Origin of the sequence: Bacteroides sp. MSK.20.12 (assembly GCF_019052435.1) — a bacterium.
GTDB lineage: Bacteria > Bacteroidota > Bacteroidia > Bacteroidales > Bacteroidaceae > Bacteroides > Bacteroides xylanisolvens.
In genome coordinates, this window is sequence record NZ_JAHQVH010000001.1 from 25,824 (window position 1) to 48,155 (window position 22,332).

Here is a 22,332-nt window from a genome sequence, read left to right on the forward strand (position 1 = left end):
CTGTAATTTTTTAGACGCGGATTACACGGATGACACAGATTTAAGAATAAAAAATCCGCGTCATTCGTGTAATCCGCGTCTAAAAATGGTAATAATTGCTCTTTAGCATATTCACTTCCTACTATTTAATGGAGGGTTTCTTTTATTATCTCAACTATCTTGATTATTTTTGTCCTACATTTATTATTAATCTTGGAATCTATATGACGCAAAGACACCTTTTAGTCTTCACTTTCCTTGTTAGCTTTGTACTGAATGCCTATAGTGCAATAGAGCTTCGTTCTACACAAATGAGAACTAGTGACGGTCTTCCCAACAACTCTATCCGATACATCTATCAGGATAGCAAAGGCTTTTTGTGGCTGGCTACCTTGAACGGATTAAGTCGTTATGATGGCAACTCTTTCCTGACCTTTCGTCCGGAAGCCGGAGATAAAGTGTCTTTGGTCGACAACCGGATTTACGATCTTACAGAAGATAAAGATGGCTTTTTATGGATTTCCACTACACCTGAACTATATAGCTGCTATGATTTGCAACGTGCCCGTTTTGTTGATTACACGGGTTGCGGCGAGTTAAGGCAGAATTACTCTACTGTATTTGTTACAGCCAACGGAGACGTATGGTTATCACATCAAGGCAATGGTTGCCGACGTATGGTGCATCAGAAAAACGGTGAAATGACATCCACCGTATTCAGGACAGAACGTGGAAACCTGCCGGACAACCGGGTGAAATTCGTGAATGAAGATGCCGGTGGACGTATCTGGATCGGCACTCAATGCGGATTGGTTTCTGTCTCCAACGGACAATATCGGATAGAAGACCGGTTGATTCATTTCACTTCTTCTCTGGCTTATAAGGATGACATGTATTTCCTTACGGCAGATGGAGATATTTATTATTACCATTCGGCTACGCAGAAGATGCAAAAGCTGGCTGCCCTTTCAACCGTTGCAGGGCAGACGTCACCTACCGGAAATTTCTTGTTGAAAGATAAATGGATGATTCTGACTACGACCGGAGTATATACATATAATTTTGCGACCGGAGAAGTAGCCGCTGACCCCCGTCTGAATATTAAAAAGGGCGAACTGATTCGCGACAACCACGGAGACTATTGGATATATAATCATACAGGACACCTCACCTATGTGGTTGCCGCAACCGGTGAAAGTAAAGATTTCCAGTTGATCCCTCAAGATAAGATCAGCTACATCGACTTCGAACGTTATCATATCGTACATGATTCCCGCGGAATCATCTGGATTTCTACCTATGGGAATGGGCTTTTTGCTTATAATACAGCTGAAGATAAACTGGAACATTTCGTTGCCAACATCAACGATCAAAGTCATATCAGTTCGGATTTCCTGCAATATGTCATGGAAGATCGTGCCGGTGGCATCTGGGTAGCTTCGGAATATTCGGGTTTATCCCGCATTTCAGTGTTGAATGAAGGAACTTCCCGCATCTATCCCGAGTCCCGTGAACTGTTCGACCGTTCGAATACCATCCGTATGTTGACCAAGATGTCTAATGGCGATATTTGGGTAGGTACGCGTAAAGGCGGACTTTATACCTTTGACGCAAATCTTCAGTCGAAAATGACGAATCAATATTTTCATTCCAATATTTATGCAATCGCTGAAGATCGCCAGGGACAAATGTGGACTGGAACCCGTGGTAATGGATTGAAGGTGGGAGATACCTGGTATTATAATACCCCGTCCGACCCGACTTCATTGTCGGATAATAACGTTTTTGCTATTTATCGCGATCGCAAAGACCGTATGTGGGTGGGTACATTCGGCGGAGGGCTCGAATTGGCTGAACCTACTTCTGACGGGAAATATAAATTTCGGCATTTCTTCCAGCAAACGTTCGGAATGAGGATGGTGCGTGTGATAGAAGAAGATGAAAACGGAATGGTCTGGGTAGGAACCAGTGAGGGGATTTGTATCTTTCATCCGGACTCACTGATTGCGGATGGTGATAATTATCATCTCTTCAGTTATACAAACGGAAAATTCTGCAGTAATGAAATCAAATGTATCTATCGTGATACGAAAGGACGTATGTGGATTGGTACTTCCGGTTCGGGACTGAACCTCTGTACGCCGCAGGACGGCTATCATTCATTGAAATATGAGCATTACGGAACTACCGAAGGGTTGGTCAATGATGTGATCCAGTCTGTTTTGGGAGATAGAAAAGGAAACCTTTGGGTAGCGACTGAATATGGAATTTCCAAGTTCACCCCGTCCACCCGTTCTTTTGAGAACTATTTCTTTTCTTCCTATACTTTAGGAAATGTGTATAGTGAGAATAGTGCCTGTATGCGTGAAGACGGGAAATTGCTTTTTGGTACAAACTATGGATTAATTGTGATCGACCCTGAAAAGATACAAGATAGTGAAACGTTTTCTCCGGTTGTTTTCACTGATTTGTACGTCAATGGGACCCAGATGAATCCGCAGATGGAGGATTCTCCTTTAAAACAGTCTCTTGCTTATTCGGATGAAATTACGCTGAAATATTTTCAAAACTCATTCCTGATAGATTTCTCCACTTTCGACTATTCGGATAGCGGACATACGAAATATATGTATTGGTTGGAAAACTACGACCAGGGATGGAGTGCTCCTTCTCCACTGAATTTCGCCTCCTTTAAGTACCTGAATCCGGGAACCTACATACTTCATGTCAAGTCCAGCAATGGATCGGGTATATGGAACGACAGTGAGACTACACTGAAGATCGTAGTCGTCCCACCGTTTTGGAAGACTAACTGGGCAATGTTGTGCTATGTTCTGTTATTGATGGTAGCCTTGTATTTTGCCTTCCGCATCGTCCGCAACTTTAATGGTTTGCGTAACCGTATTAACGTAGAGAAGCAACTGACTGAATATAAGCTGGTCTTCTTCACCAATATTTCTCATGAATTCCGTACGCCGCTTACTTTAATCCAGGGAGCTTTGGAGAAAATTCAGCGTGTCACGGATATTCCGCGCGAATTGATATATCCTCTGAAAACAATGGATAAGAGTACGCAACGTATGTTGAGACTCATCAACCAGTTATTGGAATTCAGAAAGATGCAGAATAATAAACTGGCGCTTTCTTTAGAGGAAACAGATGTCATCTCTTTCCTTTATGAAATATTTTTGAGTTTCGGCGACGTGGCGGAACAGAAGAATATGAACTTCCGTTTCTTGCCTTCGGTGCCATCTTATAAGATGTTTATTGATAAAGGTAATTTGGATAAGGTGACTTATAACCTGCTTTCAAATGCATTTAAATATACTCCTTCCAACGGAACGATTATTCTTTCGGTGAATGTGGACGAAGGGAAGCAAACATTGCAGATTCAGGTTTCGGATACGGGAGTGGGGATTCCTAAAGAGAAACAGAATGAATTGTTCAAGCGGTTTATGCAGAGTAATTTCTCCGGTGACAGTATTGGAGTCGGTCTGCATTTGAGCCACGAACTGGTGCAGGTGCATAAAGGTACGATTGAGTATAAAGACAATGAAGGTGGCGGTTCTGTATTTACCGTATGTATTCCGACAGATAAGACGGTGTATTCGGAGAAAGACTTCCTTGTTCCGGGCAACGTATTGCTGAAAGAGGCAGACGGTCACGCACATCATTTGTTACAGCTTTCGGAAGAGCTTCCTGACCCGGAAAAGATGGCTGCTCCTTTGAATAAACGGAAAGTGCTGATTATTGAAGATGATAATGATATTCGTGAGTTTCTACGGGAAGAAATCGGCGCATACTTTGAAGTGGAAGTGGCTGCCGATGGCACGTCCGGATTTGAAAAGGCCCGTACGTATGATGCCGACCTGATTATCTGTGATGTTCTGATGCCGGGAATGACCGGATTTGAAGTAACCAAGAAACTAAAAACAGATTTTGATACGAGTCATATTCCCATTATCCTTCTGACTGCGTTGAACTCACCGGAAAAGCATCTGGAAGGAATTGAGGCAGGTGCGGATGCATACATCGCAAAACCATTCAGCGTTAAACTGCTGTTGGCACGTGTATTCCGTTTGATCGAACAGCGTGATAAATTGCGTGAGAAGTTCTCCAACGAACCGGGTATTGTGCGACCGGCTATGTGTACTACCGACCGGGATAAAGAATTTGCAGACCGCTTGGCTGCCATTCTCGAACAGAATCTTGCCCGTCCGGAATTTTCTATTGACGAGTTTGCGCAGCTTATGAAGTTGGGACGAACCGTTTTTTATCGGAAATTGCGCGGCGTAACAGGATATTCGCCTAATGAATATTTGCGTGTGGTGCGAATGAAGAAAGCGGCGGAGTTGTTGCTGTCAGAAGATAATCTGACGGTTGCGGAAGTCTCTTACAAGGTAGGCATCAGTGATCCTTTTTATTTCAGTAAATGCTTTAAAGCACAGTTTGGGGTAGCACCATCGGTTTATCAGCGTGGTGTGAATAGTGAAGGAGATTCCATGTAGAACAGATTTTTATCCATTTCGCTTCCGGACCTTTATATTGAATAATAGTCCTTGTATTTGTGTACAATAGTCCATTGTACAATAGGGAAGGTAGACCTATCTTTGCAGGGTAAATAGTGTGTGACTATGGCTTTCATATTCATATCTTTAATCATTTAATAGAATCATGAAAACACTTTCTTTATTTATTCTGACTTCTTTCTTCTATATTTTGGGTATAAGTACCCTATCAGCTGCCAATTGGAAAGTTTACGTTGCCAAATATAAGCAGGACAAAACTTGTGCTATCACCTATACTTTTGATGATGGTTTGGCAGAACATTCCACAGTGGCTGCGCCGGAATTGGAAAAGCGTGGCTTTAGAGGAACCTTCTGGGTTTGCGGTTTTTATACGGAACAAGGGGCATCATCCAAGTTACCTCGAATGACTTGGGATGAACTAAAGCAAATGGCAAAGAACGGACATGAAATCTCCAATCATAGCTGGTCACATCAGAATGCGAAGCGTTTGACCTTGGAACAAGTGAAATCTGAAATAGAGAAGAATGATAGTGCGATTTTTGCCAATATAGGTGTGATGCCTGTCACTTATTGTTATCCATATAACTATAAGACAGATGAGATCGTTGCGCTGGCTTCTAAAAACAGAGTGGGAACACGTACCAAACAGATCTCGATTGGCGGAAAATCTACCCCTCAACGATTTGCCAAATGGCTGGATGATTTAATGACGAAAGAGGAGTGGGGAGTAGGTATGACGCATGGAATCAATTACGGATATGATGCTTTCAAGGAACCTTCTTTGTTTTGGGAACACTTGGACAAAGTGAAAAGTCTGGAAGATAAGATTTGGGTAGGTACGTTTCGTGAAGTGGCTGCTTATATAAGGGAGAGGGATGATATTCGATTAAACGTTTCCACACATAAGAGGGGATTGACGATCACTCCTGAAATGACATTGGACAAGAAAATATATACAGAACCATTAACCATGGTGCTTGTGGGAGAAGCAGTAGAAAAGGTGTCTGTGAAACAAGGTAAAAAGCAGCTTTCCGCACATATTTCCGGAGATAAAGTTCTTTTCGATTTCAATCCGTATGCAGGGAAAATTAAAGTAAGTTTCAACAATAAATAATCTAAGAATGTACATGAAAAATAAATTAGTACTATTACTCTTTTTCATATTGACAGGTGCTGTCAGTGTAAATGCTCAAAACTTGCCCGATCAAAAGGAAACATTGGAGGTCATGAAGAAAGTGAACGGTTACTTTATGAAAAAGTATGCCGATTATACTATCCCCAGTTTTTATGGTCGTGTACGTCCCAGTAATATCTGGACACGTGGCGTATATTATGAGGGGCTGATGGCACTCTATTCTATTTACCCTCGTGAGGATTATTATAAGTATGCCTACGATTGGGCTGATTTTCACAAATGGGGAATGAGAAACGGCAATACCACCCGTAACGCCGACGACCATTGCTGTGGACAAACGTATATCGACTTATATAATATTTGTCCGTCAGACCCGAACATGATCCGGAATATCAAAGCAAGTATCGATATGGTAGTGAACACCCCGCAGGTGAACGACTGGTGGTGGATTGACGCTGTACAGATGGCAATGCCTATTTTTGCTAAATTCGGAAAGATGACCGGGGAACAGAAGTACTACGACAAGATGTGGGATATGTACTATTATACACGCAGTCAGCACGATGAAACCGGTATGTTCAATCAGAAAGACGGTCTGTGGTGGCGCGATCAGGATTTTAATCCTCCCTATAAGGAGCCTAATGGAGAGGATTGCTATTGGAGTCGTGGAAACGGATGGGTATATGCTGCTTTGGTGCGTGTCTTGGATGAAATTCCCTCTGACGAAAAACACCGTCAGGACTATATCAATGATTTCCTGACCATGAGCAAGGCATTGAAGAAGTGTCAGCGTGAAGACGGTTTCTGGAATGTCAGCCTTCATGATCCTACGAACTTCGGAGGCAAAGAGACTTCCGGCACAGCACTGTTTGTTTACGGTATGGCTTGGGGAGTTCGTAACGGACTGCTCGACCGTAAAGAATATCTTCCCATCCTTTTAAGAGCGTGGAACGCTATGGTGAAAGATGCCGTACATCCGAACGGATTCCTGGGATATGTACAAGGTACGGGTAAGGAGCCCAAAGACGGTCAGCCGGTTACTTATAAGAGTGTGCCCGACTTTGAAGATTACGGTGTAGGTTGTTTCCTGCTTGCCGGAACGGAAGTGTACAAGCTGAAATAATAGAATAATATACACTTCTCCATGGGTAATTATACTCCGGTAGCCTTACTTCCTTTGAATGGATAATTGCCAAGGTATTTGCGTACAATCGTCCATTGTATACTTCAATAAGTACGTCTACATTTGCAGGAGTAAAAAACTAAAAAAACAATAACTTAAAATGAAGACATCAATGAAAAACATGTATTTAGCTGCTGCTATGGTAGTGTCATTAGCTTTTTCTGCTTGTAGTGACGAAGAGTCGGGAAAGGCGGATCGCGCTTATAAACCCATCGAAATTTTTGGAAATATCAATGAAGTGGTGAATAATGTACAGGAAACTCGTGCTGTCGGTGCGGCATGGGGCTCGGACGACCGTATTGGAGTGACTGTTGAAGCGGATGAGGATAATGCGACCGCTAATGCAGTGGATACCTATATTAATATCCAATATCGCAATGAAACCGGAGGTTCGTTCCGTGTTGTGAACGAAGGCTCAACAGACAATAATATCCGTTTGAAAGGAGAAGGTGAGTTTACTTTGAATGCTTATTATCCGTATCAGGGAGCGAATGGTACATTGCCGGGTACAGAAGGAGTGATTGCAAAAACAATCAGCGGAGCAGACCAGACAACCGACAAACAGCCACAAATAGACTTTCTATTTGCCCAGGCTACCGGAGTTCATGCAGAGTCTCCTGTTACCTTCGACTTCTCACATAAAATGACTAAAATCATATTGAAGTTTAAAGCAACCAACGGAGCTACATTAAATAATATGAAAGTCTATTTGAAAAGCCTGCAGTTAGAAGGCTCTTTTAATGTGACTACCGGTGAGGCTGTTGCCAAAAGCGGTGCTACTCCAAATTCAGAATTAAGCATGGATATTGCTAAACCGGCAGAAGGTGAAATGACTGCATCCATTATTTTATTCCCACAGGATATGCCGGAGAAAGTTTTGTTGGAAGTGAGAATGAATGATGAGACCTACACGCAATACATGCCTGTTCAGAATCTGGAGAGTGGACATGCCTATCCTTATAATGTGACCTTCGAAAATCCTGCAATGACAATTACCAAAGCGGAAATAGAAGACTGGATCGTAGAAGATGACAAAGACGTGACTGCTTCGGTTACTGAATAAACGACTGACAAGGATTCAAAAAAAGAACGATATGAAAAGAAATGAATGGTGGCTCGGCGGTTTATTGGCAGTAGCAGGTTTCTTCGGAGCTTGTACCAATGTAGCGGAAGACGAGTTTCAAAATAATAAATATCCGGTGGAATTACTGGCGGAAAAGTCTGCTATGACTTTCACGCGCAGCATCGGGGAGAAGACTGAATGGGATGGAGGAGAAGCAGTCTCCCTATACGATGGTTTCTCACAAAAGTTGTATGAGGTTTCTCAATCAGGAGAAATGAGTGCTAAAAATAATGATCCTCTTTATTGGTATACGACAACGGAAGAGGAGACTTTGTTTGCCTGGTATCCTTCTTCAGAAACTTTATTGACAGGGTGGATCGTAGCTTCCGATCAGACAGCTGAAGAGGCATATAAAAACTCGGATTTTCTTTATGCCTATGAGAAAATGAAGTTCCGTAGCGAACGTAAGCTTACATTCCACCACGGAACAGTGAAGTTGGTTATCAATGTGAAAGGTGACGGGGACACTGTATCGGAAGAAGATCTGAAAGATATGGTGTTTAGTGTGAATGCAGTCACAAAGGGGACTATGGCAGAAGGCAAATTACAGTCTGCTGTAGGAGTTGAAGCGGCAGTGATGAAACCTTATCTGTTGGAAAATGTCAGAGAAGGATACGCTTATTCTTTTCAATTGCTGATGATTCCGCAGGATATGTCCGGTAAATTATTCTTTAAAGTTGCGTTGAAAGACGGCAGGAATTTCGGTCATACGCCGGGCAATGGTGAAGGCATATTAGAAGGCGGACACCAATATACATACAATGTAGGAGTTGGTAAACCGGGATTGAAAGTGACAATAGAGAAAGATTCTGTTTTGTGGGATGGGGATGATGAAGAAGTTGAAGGAACTGACAGAGAGTAATATTCAAAATTTGAAGCGAAGATGAAACAATATAAACTAATGCAAGTAGCTTTGCTGACAATTCTGTTGTTCGGTTGGGCTGGTTGCTCTCAAAATGAAGAAGAAGTTCCGGGAGATGTATGGAACGGGATTGTACTGGATGTGACTGATACGGGAATGTTTAATAATGAACCGTCTACACGTACGGAAGACACGGGATTTGTGACGACTTTTACCCAAGGGGACCAGATTGGATTGTTTGCTGTGAAAGACGGAGTCATATTGGATGAGATTAATAATATGCCATTTACGTTCAATGGTTCAAGCTGGTCGGGTAAACCGATATTATATGATGACCGGTTGGCCGGAGTGACTTTCTATGCTTACTATCCTTATCAATCGGAAATGGCAGGGAAAACTGATCTGACAGGTGATGATTTTTTTGCTCCTTTGGTAACCGGTTGGGAGTTGACAACAGAACAGAGTGATCAGAAAGTGTATACAAAGCAGGATTTGATGACTTCAAATGCCACTGCATTGATTGGAGAGAATGGAAACTATACATTGAGTTTCCAGTTGACACACCGTATGAGCCTGCTTGTTGTGAAGTTGCCTTCCACACGGTATATTTTTACAGATGCAGAGGGGGTGGCAATGCCGGAAGAAACACCTTACATTGCCATGCCTGTCAATGTCGCTTTCTATCTTGACAATGTAAATGAAGGAACTAAAATCTCTCCTTATTATGACGCGAAGAAAGATGAATATCGTTTGCTAAGGAAACCGTCTTCAGAAAATCAGATTATCGGTCATTATAATGATAAGCAATGTACGTTTGATACGGCTGAAAAGATGAAAGAAGGAAAGTACAAACGTTTTATTGTCGATGGCGGATATAAAGAGGTGACTCATCATCTGCAGGTAGGTGATTTATATTATGCGGATGGCAGTGTTATTTCTGTAGAGGAAGAAACTCCTTCTTCTAAAAACTGTATTGGTGTAGTTTATTATGTTGGTAATCCGCAACCTTCTGCTCAATATGGTGATGTCAGCAATTACAAAATTACCTCGGAAATGGATGTTTTGAAAAGAGAATATCCTAGTTGCTGTCATGGTCTTGTATTGGCATTAGGACCTGATGTTGCGGATAGTTGGGGAGATGCAACTGCTTTTATGCATGAATGGTTCTTGACTTTTGATGCAAAGTCTCATTTTACCTCATTAAGTGGATATTATTTTGATAATGCAAAAGATAATGCAAAGAATATTGAAACTAGGTTTGGATTGGGATACAATAATGTGAGGGTAATTGAGGAGTATGTAAAGCTTAATATTGATAAAAGTGATTCTTATGTTGTGCTTCAACAAATAAGAGAATATCAGAATAAATATGATACTCCAAGTACGAGTACGAAGTGGTATTTGCCTTCAATTGGTGACTTTAATGGTCTAATTGCTACTAGCGCAAATAATTTACTTCCACTTCTGAATAAACAAATTGAAAAAGTAGGTGGTATTGGATTACAATCTAATAAGGAATATTGGACTAGTACTGAAAGAAGAAAAGAATTGACATATTATGCGATATATAATGGTAGTCGGTTTGAAACAAATAAGACAAAAAATAAGACGACAAAATATTTATATCGTTTTGGTCTTGCTTTTTAGTTTGATGTTTTGAGGAATTGCATATTAAAAGCATAAAGCAAAAAGGATTATGAAAAAAGTAGTTGTATCAATGATATTGGCGGTACTTGCATTAACATGCTATGCGCAGGTCTATAAATTCGATTTTACTTCCGATAAAAAGGTAAAAGAGGGATATACTAAAGTGACGCCCGAAACCTTGTTCAATGACGGACAAGGTTACGGATACGACTTTCAACCGGCATGGGATGGAAGAAGCGATCAGCCTTTTTTCTTCTCCGTCAATGTTCCCGATGGCAATTATAAAGTAACCGTCACCCTTGGCAGCAAGGATTCAGCCGGAAATACTACAGTACGTGCCGAGTCCCGCCGACTGTTTATTGAAAACCTTCCGACTAAAAAGGGTGAAATGATTACCGAGTCTTTTACCGTCAACAAACGGAACATGAAAATCAATGAAAGGGAGAAAGTTAAAATCAAGGCACGAGAAAAGAATAAACTGAACTGGGATGAAAAGCTGACGCTTGAATTTAATGGGGATGCTCCCCGCATCACTTCTCTGATCATTGAACGTGCAGATAAAGTGCCCACTATTTTTCTTTGTGGTAACTCCACCGTAGTGGATTATGATAATGAACCTTGGGCTGCCTGGGGACAAATGTTTCCGCGATGGTTCACCGATCAGGTGGCTATTGCCAATTATGCTGAATCCGGCGAATCTGCCAATACTTTTATCGGTGCCGGACGTTTGAAGAAAGCGCTGACACAAATGAAGAAAGGTGATTATCTTTTTATGGAGTTCGGGCATAACGATCAGAAGCAAAAAGGTCCCGGTAAAGGAGCATTTTATTCTTTCATGTATAATTTGAAGATTTATATTGATGAAGCACGTTCCAGAGGTGCACAACCTGTATTGGTAACGCCTACCCAGCGTCGTCGTTTTGATAAGAACGGTAAGATTGTAAACACTCACCTTGATTACCCTGACGCAATTCGTTGGTTGGCAACCAAAGAAAATGTACCTTTGATTGACTTGAACGAAATAAGTCGTACGCTTTATGAAGCAATGGGAGAAGATGCTTCCGAACATGCATTCGTTCATTATCCTATTAATACCTATCCGGGACAAACTAAGGAACTGAAAGATAATTCCCACTCCAATACTTTCGGTGCTTATGAGTTGGCAAAATGTATAATTGAAGGAATGAAGAAAGTCCGTTTGGACGCAGTGAAGTTTTTGAGGAAAGATTATAAAGGATTCAATCCGGAGCATCCTGATAAATTTGAAGATTTCAAATGGAGTCTTTGCCCGTTTACAGAGATAGAGAAACCGGATGGTAATTGATAACAGGAGGATTACTCCGGTATTTGATGAAAAACGTAGATTAAAATATAAAATAGAAGAGGAATGATGAAAAAAGTAATGGTATCAATGGCGTTGGCAGTACTTGCATTGGGAAGCCAGGCACAAGTTTTGAAGAATGATCTGTTGAAAGGTTATAAGGAAGGCGATACTTTGGAGAAAGCAGTTTATGGTGATAAACGGGCTCCTATTAAAGTGGATACCTGGTGTGGTGCATTTACTTCCACACCGGTTGAGGGAGTAACAAGCCCTACTGTCGGAAAGGCTTTGACTTATGCCGGATACAGTGAGACGGGACCATCTGTTAATTTTGGTTTTCCGCAAGGGGTGAAAGGTTCTCGTATCAGTGTATATTCTTTGGTAGAATCAGGAAAAGTATATTCCAAGGGAACTTATTATCTGACTTGTCTGGTGAACTTTGCTAAAGTCGGTTCAAGTAATCTGGCGGATATTCTGGCTACGAGTGCCAGTTATGTCGGTGGGGGAAATCGTGGCCAGGTATATGTCAGACGCGAAGGAAATGATAAAATCAAATTTGCTGTAGGCTTGATGAAAGAACGCAACGAGGCTCCTATGGTATATGATTATAATACAACGCATCTGTTGGTATTGAAAGTCGATTATGATAAGAATGAAGTTTCTTTATTTGTAGACCCGGAATTAAGTCAGAATGAACCGAAAGCAGACGCTGTAGTAGTTGGTGAAGAAGGGGCTTTGAAAGCAGGCCTGAAAGCAATCTCGTTGAGAAATCGCAGTGGTTTTAAAGGAAATATCGGTAACTTCCGTTTTGCTAAAAACTGGGAGGGAGTTATAGGAGAATAGTATCACATAAATTCTTGTATAAGAAAGGGGGATAAAGCCGAAGTACAGCTTTATCCCCCTTTTCTTATGTTGTGTTTAAACATTGTAATTTTATATGATGGAGATTCCTGTTTGTTTGGTATTGCTATATTTCAGTTCTGTCTACTATCAAAAATAACGTTTGTGTGATTAGTTAGTTGTAGCTAAGTAATTTCTATAATATATGCCAGTAGTTGAATGAGAGTAAAATGGTGCGGAAATGAACTAATGCTCTGTTACTATATATTAGCCAGCTTCTATTAAACGATTAATCATTATGACACTAATATTTTTTCGTATGACCTAGGTCAGATGATTATACGACGTTAGTCAGATGATTATCTAACCTTAGTCATATAATCATCTAACCTAGGTCATACGAAAGAAAAAATGCGATTAAAACTATAAAGACTCGGTTAGTAGAACACTAATTTAGTCGTAAGTTCCACTAAGCAATAGGAATGAAGCATAACGGTACGGGAATGAATGATAGTTTGTTTTCAACTACTGATTCGCATGATATATAAATGTATATTAAATTTTTAGTCCTTTAGGAAAGTCGTGATCTTTTAAAGATAAGGTCATTGTATAAGAAGGTCCTCCAAACTACTTCTGGAGGACCTTCATTACCAACCTTTGAATAAATTTATAGATCGTATTTTTAATTATGTCTTTTGCTTGGCTTTGCTCTATTTATACGCTGCATTTTGTTCATATAGACCTTCTTTTACTTTCATTTGGGCATCAGGGATAGGATATAGATAAGTGCCATCTTTTACACGAAGATATAAATTGTATGTTTCATCTCCTTCACCGGCGTATCGTTTAAACATCTCCTGCAATAGTGGCTTAAATCGTCCTTGACGTACGATATCATGCCAACGGATGCCTTCACTAGCCAATTCTCTACGACGTTCTATATCAACTGAATCTGCAAAATTTGCAGGGGTTATGTTTTCGTCTAATGCAGGTAGCCCGGCTCTTGTACGTATTCTATCAACATATTCTTTGCCTTCGGTAGGACCCGTTATTTCGGCATACATGAGCATAACATCTTCCAGACGAATCAGGGGATAATTGGTTGGGAAATAATTACGGTCTACTATTTGACTACTGATATCTGAATAACCTAATTCTTTTCGTTTTACGTTGTGCTCGAATAGTTTTACGTAAAAGTCTTCTCCGGTATAAGGTCTTCCATCCTCATCTACCATATTACCGGTTTCGATAGTACCATGACAACGTTGATCAATAAATTCGTCATTTTCGTCTTTTTGTGTGAGGATTTTATCTAATGATTTTTCACAGTACACAGTATTTCCCAATAATTTGACAGCTGTATAGACTGGTGAAACTGATGGGACGGACGCTGGTACCATTGGATTGCCATAACCATTAGCGGCCATGTATTGAATTTCAAAAATATGGTATTTATTGTCGTTTTCGCTAATCCACATTTTATTCCATTCATCCATGTCTTTGGCCCAAAATTTGTGATTGTTTGCATCAGAATAATCAATAACTTCCTTAAATAATTCTTTAGCCAAATCTTTTTTAGACTCGTCCTGAATGGGGAAACCTGCCATAGTTAAATAAACTCGTCCTAGTAATGATTGAGCAGCAGATAAGGTAGCCCGTCCTGCAGAAGCGGATTTTCCTGCATAGTTTAAAGGTTCATTCATTAAAGAATTTATAGCATCTTGTAGGTCAGGAATAATTGCATTTTCATAGACTTCAACCGTTTCAGATTGTTTGATTGTCATTGCTTTCTCGATTGATATTGGTTCCAATACGACAGGAATTCGACCAAAATAGCGTACCAATTCAAAATAAGCCAGACCTCTTAGAAATTTAGCTTCACCGATAAATTGTTTTTTTACATTGTCTAAATCAGCAGAGAATTCTACCTGATCAACTTTAGATAGAAAAAGATTAGCTCGTGCTATGATTTCATATAAATCGTTCCAGGCATTGGAGATGGTTGAAATAGTGGTAATGTTTGAGTTAAAGCAGGCGATATCTACATAATCACGTTGTTTGCCTAATTTATAAGGTACCCATACGTTATCCGAACGTATTTCTGACATCATCCATGAATATTCCGATAGTGGCATCAGGCCATTATAAATACCTATAATAGCTTGTTCTAATTGTGACGGGGTTTGATAAAAATTCTCACTGGTACGGGTATCTACAGGTGTAACATCCAGCCAGTCATTGCAGGAAGAAAAAAACAAACCTAAACATATTGCACTACTTGTGATATATTGATATAGTTTCATAAGATTAATAATTAGAATGTAACATTAACTCCTAAAGAAATCACTCTAGCTTGTGGATAAGCTCCGTAATCATAGTCGCCGGATGAGCCGTTACTGGATTCGGGAGAGAATCCACCGTCATATTTGTCCCACATGATAAGATTTTCTGCAGTAACGTAAACGCGTGCATTTTGTACTATTTTTTTTAATGGTAATTTATATCCTAATGTTATATTTTTTATTTTAATAAAATCTGAACTGTACAACCAGCGTGTATCATATAATTGACCTGTATTTGAATTACCAATTCCAGGTGTTTTGCCGTCTCCTGGCTCTTCTTCCGATCTCCACATATTTTTCCAGCGGGATAATACATTGATACTTACTCCCATACCTGGCCTGTCCATGGCACGACCTAGCAAACCGTAAACTTTGCCACCTGTCTGCCCGGTTATGAGGATGGATAAATCAAAGTTTTTGTATTTAAAAGTATTTGTCATACCAAAGGTGAAATCGGGGTCAGGTTTGCCAACTAATGTGCGGTCGTTATCATTGATATATCCGTTGCCATCCGCATCACGAAAACGTACGTCTCCTACAACAGTTTGCTGCATAACAGGATATTTTTTTAAGTCTTCTTGTTTCTGATAAACCCCGACAGCATCATATAAATAGAAAGATTTGACAGGCTGGCCGACCATGAAAATCTGTGTGTTTTCAAATCCTGTAAAATATGAGCTGTTATCATCTCCTAAACTGATTACCTTGTTTTCATTGTAGCCAATGTTGAATGAAGTATTCCACTTTAACTTTCCGACGAGATTTTTAGTGTGGAGTTCGATCTCAAATCCTTTGTTTCTGATAGAACCAATGTTACCCCATGCTTTTGTAAAACCTAATAAGGCTGGAACGTTTACTTTATACAATAGATCCTTAGTCGTTTTTATATAATAGTCGGCAGATATAAAAATACGATTCTTGAATAATCCCATATCGAAAGCGATGTTCCAACTATCTGTCTTTTCCCAGCCCAATTCCTGATTGGCCAATGAAATAGGGGCAAATCCATTGATGATACTACCGGATGTATAATTCGCATTATCTAAGACAGCAAGTGAAGCGTTGGATGGTATAGAGTTATTTCCATTCATCCCCCAACTGGCACGTATCTTTAGTGAATTAACAATGAAATCTTTAGACCAGAAGTTTTCATTTGAAATTCGATATGCAGCGGAAATTGCAGGGAAAATTCCCCAACGGCTGTTTTTTCCAAAGCGGGAAGAACCATCCCGGCGGATACTTGCTGTTAATAAATATCGGTCGTCATATTCATATTGTACACGCCCAAAATAAGATAATAAACGAGAAGGGGTGGATAGATTGGCTGCTGCTTTTTGCATTACTACGTCCTGCATGTCGAAAACTTCTAATGCATTGTCAGGAAACTGTTTGGCTGATAGGTTACTTGAAGAACCGTTTGAACTTTCCATTGAATAACCAGCCATTCCACTTACTGTATGTTTAGCAAATGTTTTGTTGTATTTTAATAATGCTTGTAGCAGGAACTTATGGCTTCGATTGTCTGAACGGCTACCGGTTGTTTCATAACCTTCTCCGTTACTCCATTTGGATGTAATATTACTAGGTTTGAAATTACGGCTTTGGCTACTGTTGAAGTTGTAAGAGCCAGTTAGCTCTGCCGATACACCATTCCAAATGTCTGCTTTAACGTAAGCAGAAGTACTAAAACGGGCATTTTCAGAATCTCTTACCGTTTGTTCCATGTTAGCAATCGGACTTACTTTGCTAGAACTAGTCCAGGCATAAGGCGGGTGACCTTCGGCACCGGTGTATAATCCTGAAGTTGGTTCTACTATCGGGCACATGGTAAGCATGTTGTTTGCTTGTTGGTCTTTGCCATCAACACGCCCACCTTCACTCCATGTTGCACTAGGGGCTAGGTTGAACCCAACTGTGATGCGGTTTAATATTTTAGATTCTATATTGGCACGCAAAGTTAAACGCTTGTATCCGCTAGTGATGGCAATTCCTTGTTGATCTACGTATCCCAGAGATACGCGGTATTTGGTGTTATTTCTTCCACTGGAGATGGATAACTGATAATTTTGTAGAGGTGCCAGGCGGAAAAACTCATCTTGCCAGTCAACTAGTAACAAACCGCCGTAGTTTGGTTGTGTCCAACGGTCATCATTGACATAATTATAGTTCATTTTTCCTATCAGTTTTATACGGGTTGCCATATCGTCGTTTGCTGTCGCCCCTATGCTAGCGTATTTTTCCAAATATCTTTGGTTATTGTATGAAGTACGAAAATCAATCCATTCTTCCGGAGAAAGTACATCAAGTTTTCTTTCCAATGATTGAACTCCATATGAAGCTTGAAACTGTACCCTTACTTTGGAGTCTTGAGTTGCCTGTTTGGTGGTGATAAGTACTACACCATTTGCGCCGCGTGAACCATAGATGGCAGAAGATGAAGCATCTTTGAGCACTTCAATGGAATGGATATCGCCAGGATTAATGCTACCTAAGTCGTCTGCTGGTATTCCATCGATCACATAAAGCGGGTCTGAACTGGCGTTGATAGAAGCCGCTCCACGAATACGGATTTGCAATTCTGAACCAGGTTCACCTGTAGTAGTCCGTACCTCTACTCCTGCCAGTTGGCCTTGTAAGGCAGATGCGATGTTTGTTGTGGCCCGGTCTTCCAGACTTTCTGCATCTATTTTGGCTATAGCTCCGGTGATATTTCCTTTTTTGGCGGTGCCGTAGCCAATGGATACAACTTCGTCTAATAAGATAGATGACTCATCCAACTTTATGTGAAGAGGTTTGTCGGTTATAGAGACTGTTTTACTATTAAAACCGATGAAAGAAATTTCTAACTCTCTAACACTTTTCGGGAGTGACAGAATGAATTTTCCGTCTAAGTCTGTAATAGTCCCTTTGTTGGCTCCTTTCGCCTTGACGTTAGCACCGATTATCGGTTCATCTTTATCATCGACTACAACACCAGTCACTGTTCGTTCTTGTGCAAACGACATTGCTGAATGTAGTAACGCTATGAGAAGAAAAAATAGTATTTTCTTTCCCCAACTGCATTTTTCATACAAAATGTTTTTCATGTTGATATATCTAAGTGATTAAATTAGTAAATAATAGAAGATGTAGACAGACTTGGATTTGTCTTGCTTCTTCTGCAAAGAAAGTGCATTGGAAGAATTCCTGTCCAAATATTCGTACGGAAAAGATGTAATTTTATACAAATTGCCGAAATTCTGTTAATATTGGTATGCGATGTCTCCAAAATATTTTAATATATGGTTCCTTATTGTTGTTCTTTGATTTGTTCGTACATCTTTTTACCTAAATATTCAGAGGAAATCTGATTAAAATGTAGGCGGTCACCAAGCAACTCTGCATCTGACATATCTATCAGATAGATGTTTGAATCTTCTTTGGCAAGACGTTTCATTGCAGCCTCCACTTCATTATTGTATCGTTTGTTTTTCTTGGCTACTGTGCCGAAGATGAACGGAAGTTTAGAATAATCCTTTCCTGTCTTTTTACAGAGGTGATTACGTACATACGCGATTACTGCTTTTAGGTTTCCGTAATATTTGTCTCCATTGGTACAGTCACTTTCTCCTTGATGCCACAAGAATGCATCAATTTGATAACCGTTCTTCAATTTAGATAACGTATTGTTGATGCAGCCGTCTATGTTGTTGATAAAAGAAAGGAGTAATGAACGTCCTTTTTCACAGGTTGCTGTGTTGTGTGATAGCCATTCGGGATTTGCCGACCAATGAACCGATTTCTCCGAATTTGTAGAAGGCTCGATGGAAGTTCCACCAATAGCCCATTTAATAACATAGAAAGGTTCTTGCCACAACTGTTCCAGCCAATAATAGGTGACAGCATCATATCCCCATGTGTTGGGTTTAGCCCTTCTTTTACTTTTAGGCCAATAAGGACGAAATTTTCCGTCTATACGATTTTGTGCAATCTTGCAATATTTGTAAGCACCTGTAGTGAAAGATGTGTCCGTTGCCATAGCTTTGATGTATTCTGGCAAACGGTCGTTAGGAACTCGACCATCGGTATTTGATTGTCCGGCGGTGATAATTACGTGTGCGGGATTATTATTGCTTGCGTAGCAGTTGCAACTGAATGCAAACATTAAAATAATAAAAATGTTTTTCATCTTGGAAATATTATTAGGATAGTTTATGCAATAAAAAGTCCTTCAGAACGGCGATAATAAACGTGAGAAGGACTTTTTATCAAAAACAAACAATCTTCTACTAATTCTAATACCTATTGAAAGTCAAATCAGTTAATTGACTCAAGGAACTCGACTTCTACAATTCTAAGAGTATTTTTACTTTTACTTTTTTCCAGTTCCATTTCGTTTGCCACTTTAGCTTTTACTTCTGTGATTTCTCCAAAGGCGTCATTGTCACTGGTGTTGCCTTTCAGTCGGATTGTGATTGTACTTGCTTTTACAGGATTGTCGATATTTAGATGGACATATCCTAGACTTTTGTCCGTATTTCCACTCCATATCAATTTGTTTCCGGCAAATACTTCTAAAGGATAACTACGAGTACGCCATCCTTGTAATTTCAAGCAAACATCATCTATTTCAGCTTCTCTTTCGAGTGTATAAGTTATCCATGCAGTACTAAGTTTACCATCGTTTTTCCATTCGCTCAATTCGTTGTCATCGAAGCTATTTTTAGCTTCTTCATGATTGAATCCTGCTTTTGCGGAGATAATCTGTATTCCCTTTTTCGTATCTTTGTAAGATGGGGTAGAAGGAGTTGCTCCTTTATCTAACTTACCTTTCAAGGTGGTTTGCGGGAGATAAGTGCTTAAACCTGCATTTATTTTTACCGGAACCGTCTCCAATGTAAGAGTTTCGGTTGGAAGTCCCTCTGCTTTTGCTGTCAAAACAATTTTTCCGGCAATGGTTGTACTACGGATAAGAGCGCGGTTGATACCGCATTCTACTGGTAGGTTCGTATCGAGGATATGATTGTTTTTTCCTTGAGCGATACCTCCTCGCCATTCAGCGTTGCCTTTCAGTGTGAATTGTATTGTACGATTGTCTAGCGGACAACGTTTTCCGTTGTTATCTACTACCTCCACTTGTATCAATGCCATGTCTGCACCGTCGGCATGGAAGCCTTCGGGATTCTGTATGGCGGTAAGCTTTAACTTTGCGGGTTCACCTACTGTGCTTATCATGTAGCGACTGACTTCTTTTCCACCTTTGTCGTAGCTGACAGCTTCCAATTTCCCCGGTTGATAAGAAACTTTGTCAAAAGTAAAGAGGAAGTTGTATTCACGTTTTCCTTTTCCAAGGGATTGGCCATTTAAGAAAAGCTCCACATTTTCTCCGTTGGAGACTACGTATATGGGTTTAACTGTGTTTTTAGGATAGTTCCAATGGCCGATAATGTAAGTCTGGAATTTATCTGTATCCACCCAACCATTCCACATAACTTGATGAGCATAGAAGCCATCTTTTTCGATGCGCATTGGATCTGTCACACCACTGCGGCGGTAATTTTCGGCTCCACGATGATGAGTATTACTATCGGAGAAGATTATTTTTGCTCCACCGGAGTTTACCCTGGTTCCTGTTCCGGGACGTTCACGCCAATAGTCGTACCAACGACGGACAAGTTCAACGGAAAATTCATCTTGATTATGATTATAACTAGTTGCTGGTTGATTACGGTGGAGCGGTCCGTCTCCTTCTTTATGAAAAGGATAACTATACTCATCCCAATATTTACGCAATCCTTCATCACGACAATATTCAGTAGCCCACATCGGGTGGTGCATACTCTTATTGATATATAACATTTCACCTCCGTACTCTGCTTCACGAATATCCAGCATTTCGCGTGAGCCGATAGCACGTCCGCCGAAAGGGTCATATTTATCACGAATAGCTTTCATTTCTATCATGTGTTCACGACTGATGGATTCATTTCCACACTCATAAAAAAGAATACTTGGATTGTTGCGATTATAGATAATTGCGTCACGCATTAGTTCGACACGTTGTTCCCATTGACGTCCTTCACGGTCTTTTTCAGAGTCTCCCGCAGGCATTGCCTGTATCAGTCCTACACGGTCACATGATTCAACGTCTTGTTTCCAGGGTGTAATGTGCATCCAACGAACTAAATTGCCGTTACTTTTTACCATTAAATCATTTGAATAATCACTAAGCCATGCTGGTATGGACATACCTACAGCAGGCCATTCGTTGCTAGTGCGTTGTGCATAACCTTTCATTTGGATAATACGATCGTTCAACCATATTTTTCCCTCTGCGAAACGGGTTTTTCGGAATCCGGTACGTGTACTTACTTCGTCGAATATTTGATTATTCTCATCTTTCAAAGCGGTTTTGACTGTGTATAAGTAGCCGTAACCCCAACTCCAGAAATGAAGGTTATCAATAGGGGTGGAAGCTTTTATTATTTTTGTTTCTCCGGTCTTCAAAGTTATTTTGTCCCCTTGAAAGCTTTTTATCAATCTACCGTCAGCATCTAATACGGTTACCTGATAGCTGAACTGGCGAGATTCTTGACTGTCGTTTCTGACTTCCGATTCAGCGTGAATAGTAGCTTTACGTCTTTTTATATCAATATCTTTAGCATAAATATAAACTCCTGTTGTTTTCAGGTTACTGTATAAAGGAAGAGTTTGGTATACATTGTCAGTAACATAGAGAAAAACGTTTTTAGGAATGCCACCATAATTTGCATTGAAATTTCGGTCGTTCCACTGAAATCTTGATTTTGTTGCTGCTTCTCTATAAGTCCAGCTATTATCTGTGCGTACTGCAATCAAGTTTTCTCCTTGTTTAATGTATGGAGTTAGGTCGAAACCTACTGCCATGACTCCATTCTCATGTTTTCCCAAATGATATCCGTTGATATAAAAATCACCACCTTGGCGTACGCCTTCAAATTCTATAAAAACTTTTTGATTGCTTTTTAAATCAGGCAGTTGAAATCTCTTACGATACCAAGATATGGTATCTGTAAGGTCTTCAATAGATACCTTAAATGCTTCATCTTCATTAAAAGCATGAGGTAAAGTTACTTGTTTCCATTGGCTGTCGTCAAATTTAGCATTTTTAGCTTTGGGAAAGTCGCCTATTTGCAATTTCCATTCACTGTTGAAATTGTATTTTTTGCGTTCGGATGCTTGTCCGTTGATGACAGACAGTGCAGTCAGCAGAAATACGAAAAGAAATAATTTGTGTTTCATGATAATCAATTAAATTGTTTTGCTGCAAAGAAAGTGTATTGAAAGAAGATACACCCGGTATTAAAGTACGGAAATAATGTAATTTTTATCTTTTGATGGAAAAGTGTGACC

At 40.1% G+C, this 22,332-nt stretch carries 12 protein-coding genes; 8 read left to right on the plus strand and 4 right to left on the minus strand.

What is annotated here, in order from left to right:
• The first annotated feature begins 203 nt into the window (after positions 1-203).
• The 8 genes from KTR06_RS00070 (at position 204) to KTR06_RS00105 (ending at position 12,622) form a co-directional block, all read left to right on the plus strand.
• Positions 204-4,487: a two-component regulator propeller domain-containing protein gene (locus KTR06_RS00070; protein ID WP_217289819.1), complete on the plus strand. Its 4,284-nt coding sequence runs from the start codon at positions 204-206 to the stop codon at positions 4,485-4,487.
• A 166-nt stretch (positions 4,488-4,653) separates the two neighbouring features.
• Positions 4,654-5,622, plus strand: a complete 969-nt coding sequence (locus KTR06_RS00075) for a polysaccharide deacetylase family protein (RefSeq protein ID WP_115485064.1) — start codon at positions 4,654-4,656, stop codon at positions 5,620-5,622.
• 13 nt (positions 5,623-5,635) lie between these two features.
• Positions 5,636-6,766, plus strand: a complete 1,131-nt coding sequence (locus KTR06_RS00080; protein ID WP_217289820.1) for a glycoside hydrolase family 88 protein — start codon at positions 5,636-5,638, stop codon at positions 6,764-6,766.
• Between the two features lie 172 nt (positions 6,767-6,938).
• A complete protein-coding gene (locus KTR06_RS00085; protein WP_217289821.1) occupies positions 6,939-7,889 on the plus strand; it encodes a fimbrillin family protein in 951 nt (316 codons plus the stop codon).
• A 31-nt stretch (positions 7,890-7,920) separates the two neighbouring features.
• A complete protein-coding gene (locus KTR06_RS00090; protein ID WP_217289822.1) occupies positions 7,921-8,811 on the plus strand; it encodes a fimbrillin family protein in 891 nt (296 codons plus the stop codon).
• Between the two features lie 21 nt (positions 8,812-8,832).
• A complete protein-coding gene (locus tag KTR06_RS00095) occupies positions 8,833-10,458 on the plus strand; it encodes a fimbrillin family protein (RefSeq protein ID WP_217289823.1) in 1,626 nt (541 codons plus the stop codon).
• A gap of 49 nt (positions 10,459-10,507) precedes the next feature.
• Positions 10,508-11,782 carry a rhamnogalacturonan acetylesterase gene (locus KTR06_RS00100; RefSeq protein ID WP_217289824.1) on the plus strand — a complete coding sequence of 425 codons (1,275 nt, stop codon included), beginning with the start codon at positions 10,508-10,510 and terminating at the stop codon, positions 11,780-11,782.
• 66 nt (positions 11,783-11,848) lie between these two features.
• Entirely contained in the window at positions 11,849-12,622 is a 774-nt protein-coding gene (locus tag KTR06_RS00105; RefSeq protein ID WP_217289875.1) for a hypothetical protein, read from the plus strand.
• A 707-nt stretch (positions 12,623-13,329) separates the two neighbouring features.
• Here the strand turns inward: KTR06_RS00105 and KTR06_RS00110 are convergent.
• From KTR06_RS00110 to KTR06_RS00125, 4 genes are all read right to left on the minus strand, one after another.
• Positions 13,330-14,922, minus strand: a complete 1,593-nt coding sequence (locus KTR06_RS00110; RefSeq protein ID WP_217289825.1) for a RagB/SusD family nutrient uptake outer membrane protein — start codon at positions 14,920-14,922, stop codon at positions 13,330-13,332.
• 11 nt (positions 14,923-14,933) lie between these two features.
• A complete protein-coding gene (locus KTR06_RS00115; RefSeq protein ID WP_217289826.1) occupies positions 14,934-18,047 on the minus strand; it encodes a TonB-dependent receptor in 3,114 nt (1,037 codons plus the stop codon).
• Positions 18,048-18,250: 203 nt separating this feature from the next.
• Complete coding sequence (locus KTR06_RS00120) at positions 18,251-19,129, minus strand: sialate O-acetylesterase (protein ID WP_217289827.1); 879 nt, start codon at positions 19,127-19,129, stop codon at positions 18,251-18,253.
• 128 nt (positions 19,130-19,257) lie between these two features.
• Positions 19,258-22,221 (minus strand): DUF4982 domain-containing protein, encoded by a 2,964-nt coding sequence (locus KTR06_RS00125; RefSeq protein WP_217289828.1) that lies wholly within the window; start codon positions 22,219-22,221, stop codon positions 19,258-19,260.
• Positions 22,222-22,332 lie beyond the last annotated feature (111 nt).

Coding starts and splice junctions, on each gene's coding strand:
- KTR06_RS00070 (WP_217289819.1), top strand. CDS start 204: ATGACGCAAAGACACCTTTTAGTCTTCACTTTCCTTGTTAGCTTTGTA.
- KTR06_RS00075 (WP_115485064.1), top strand. CDS start 4,654: ATGAAAACACTTTCTTTATTTATTCTGACTTCTTTCTTCTATATTTTG.
- KTR06_RS00080 (WP_217289820.1), top strand. CDS start 5,636: ATGAAAAATAAATTAGTACTATTACTCTTTTTCATATTGACAGGTGCT.
- KTR06_RS00085 (WP_217289821.1), top strand. CDS start 6,939: ATGAAAAACATGTATTTAGCTGCTGCTATGGTAGTGTCATTAGCTTTT.
- KTR06_RS00090 (WP_217289822.1), top strand. CDS start 7,921: ATGAAAAGAAATGAATGGTGGCTCGGCGGTTTATTGGCAGTAGCAGGT.
- KTR06_RS00095 (WP_217289823.1), top strand. CDS start 8,833: ATGAAACAATATAAACTAATGCAAGTAGCTTTGCTGACAATTCTGTTG.
- KTR06_RS00100 (WP_217289824.1), top strand. CDS start 10,508: ATGAAAAAAGTAGTTGTATCAATGATATTGGCGGTACTTGCATTAACA.
- KTR06_RS00105 (WP_217289875.1), top strand. CDS start 11,849: ATGAAAAAAGTAATGGTATCAATGGCGTTGGCAGTACTTGCATTGGGA.
- KTR06_RS00110 (WP_217289825.1), bottom strand. CDS start 14,922: ATGAAACTATATCAATATATCACAAGTAGTGCAATATGTTTAGGTTTG.
- KTR06_RS00115 (WP_217289826.1), bottom strand. CDS start 18,047: ATGAAAAACATTTTGTATGAAAAATGCAGTTGGGGAAAGAAAATACTA.
- KTR06_RS00120 (WP_217289827.1), bottom strand. CDS start 19,129: ATGAAAAACATTTTTATTATTTTAATGTTTGCATTCAGTTGCAACTGC.
- KTR06_RS00125 (WP_217289828.1), bottom strand. CDS start 22,221: ATGAAACACAAATTATTTCTTTTCGTATTTCTGCTGACTGCACTGTCT.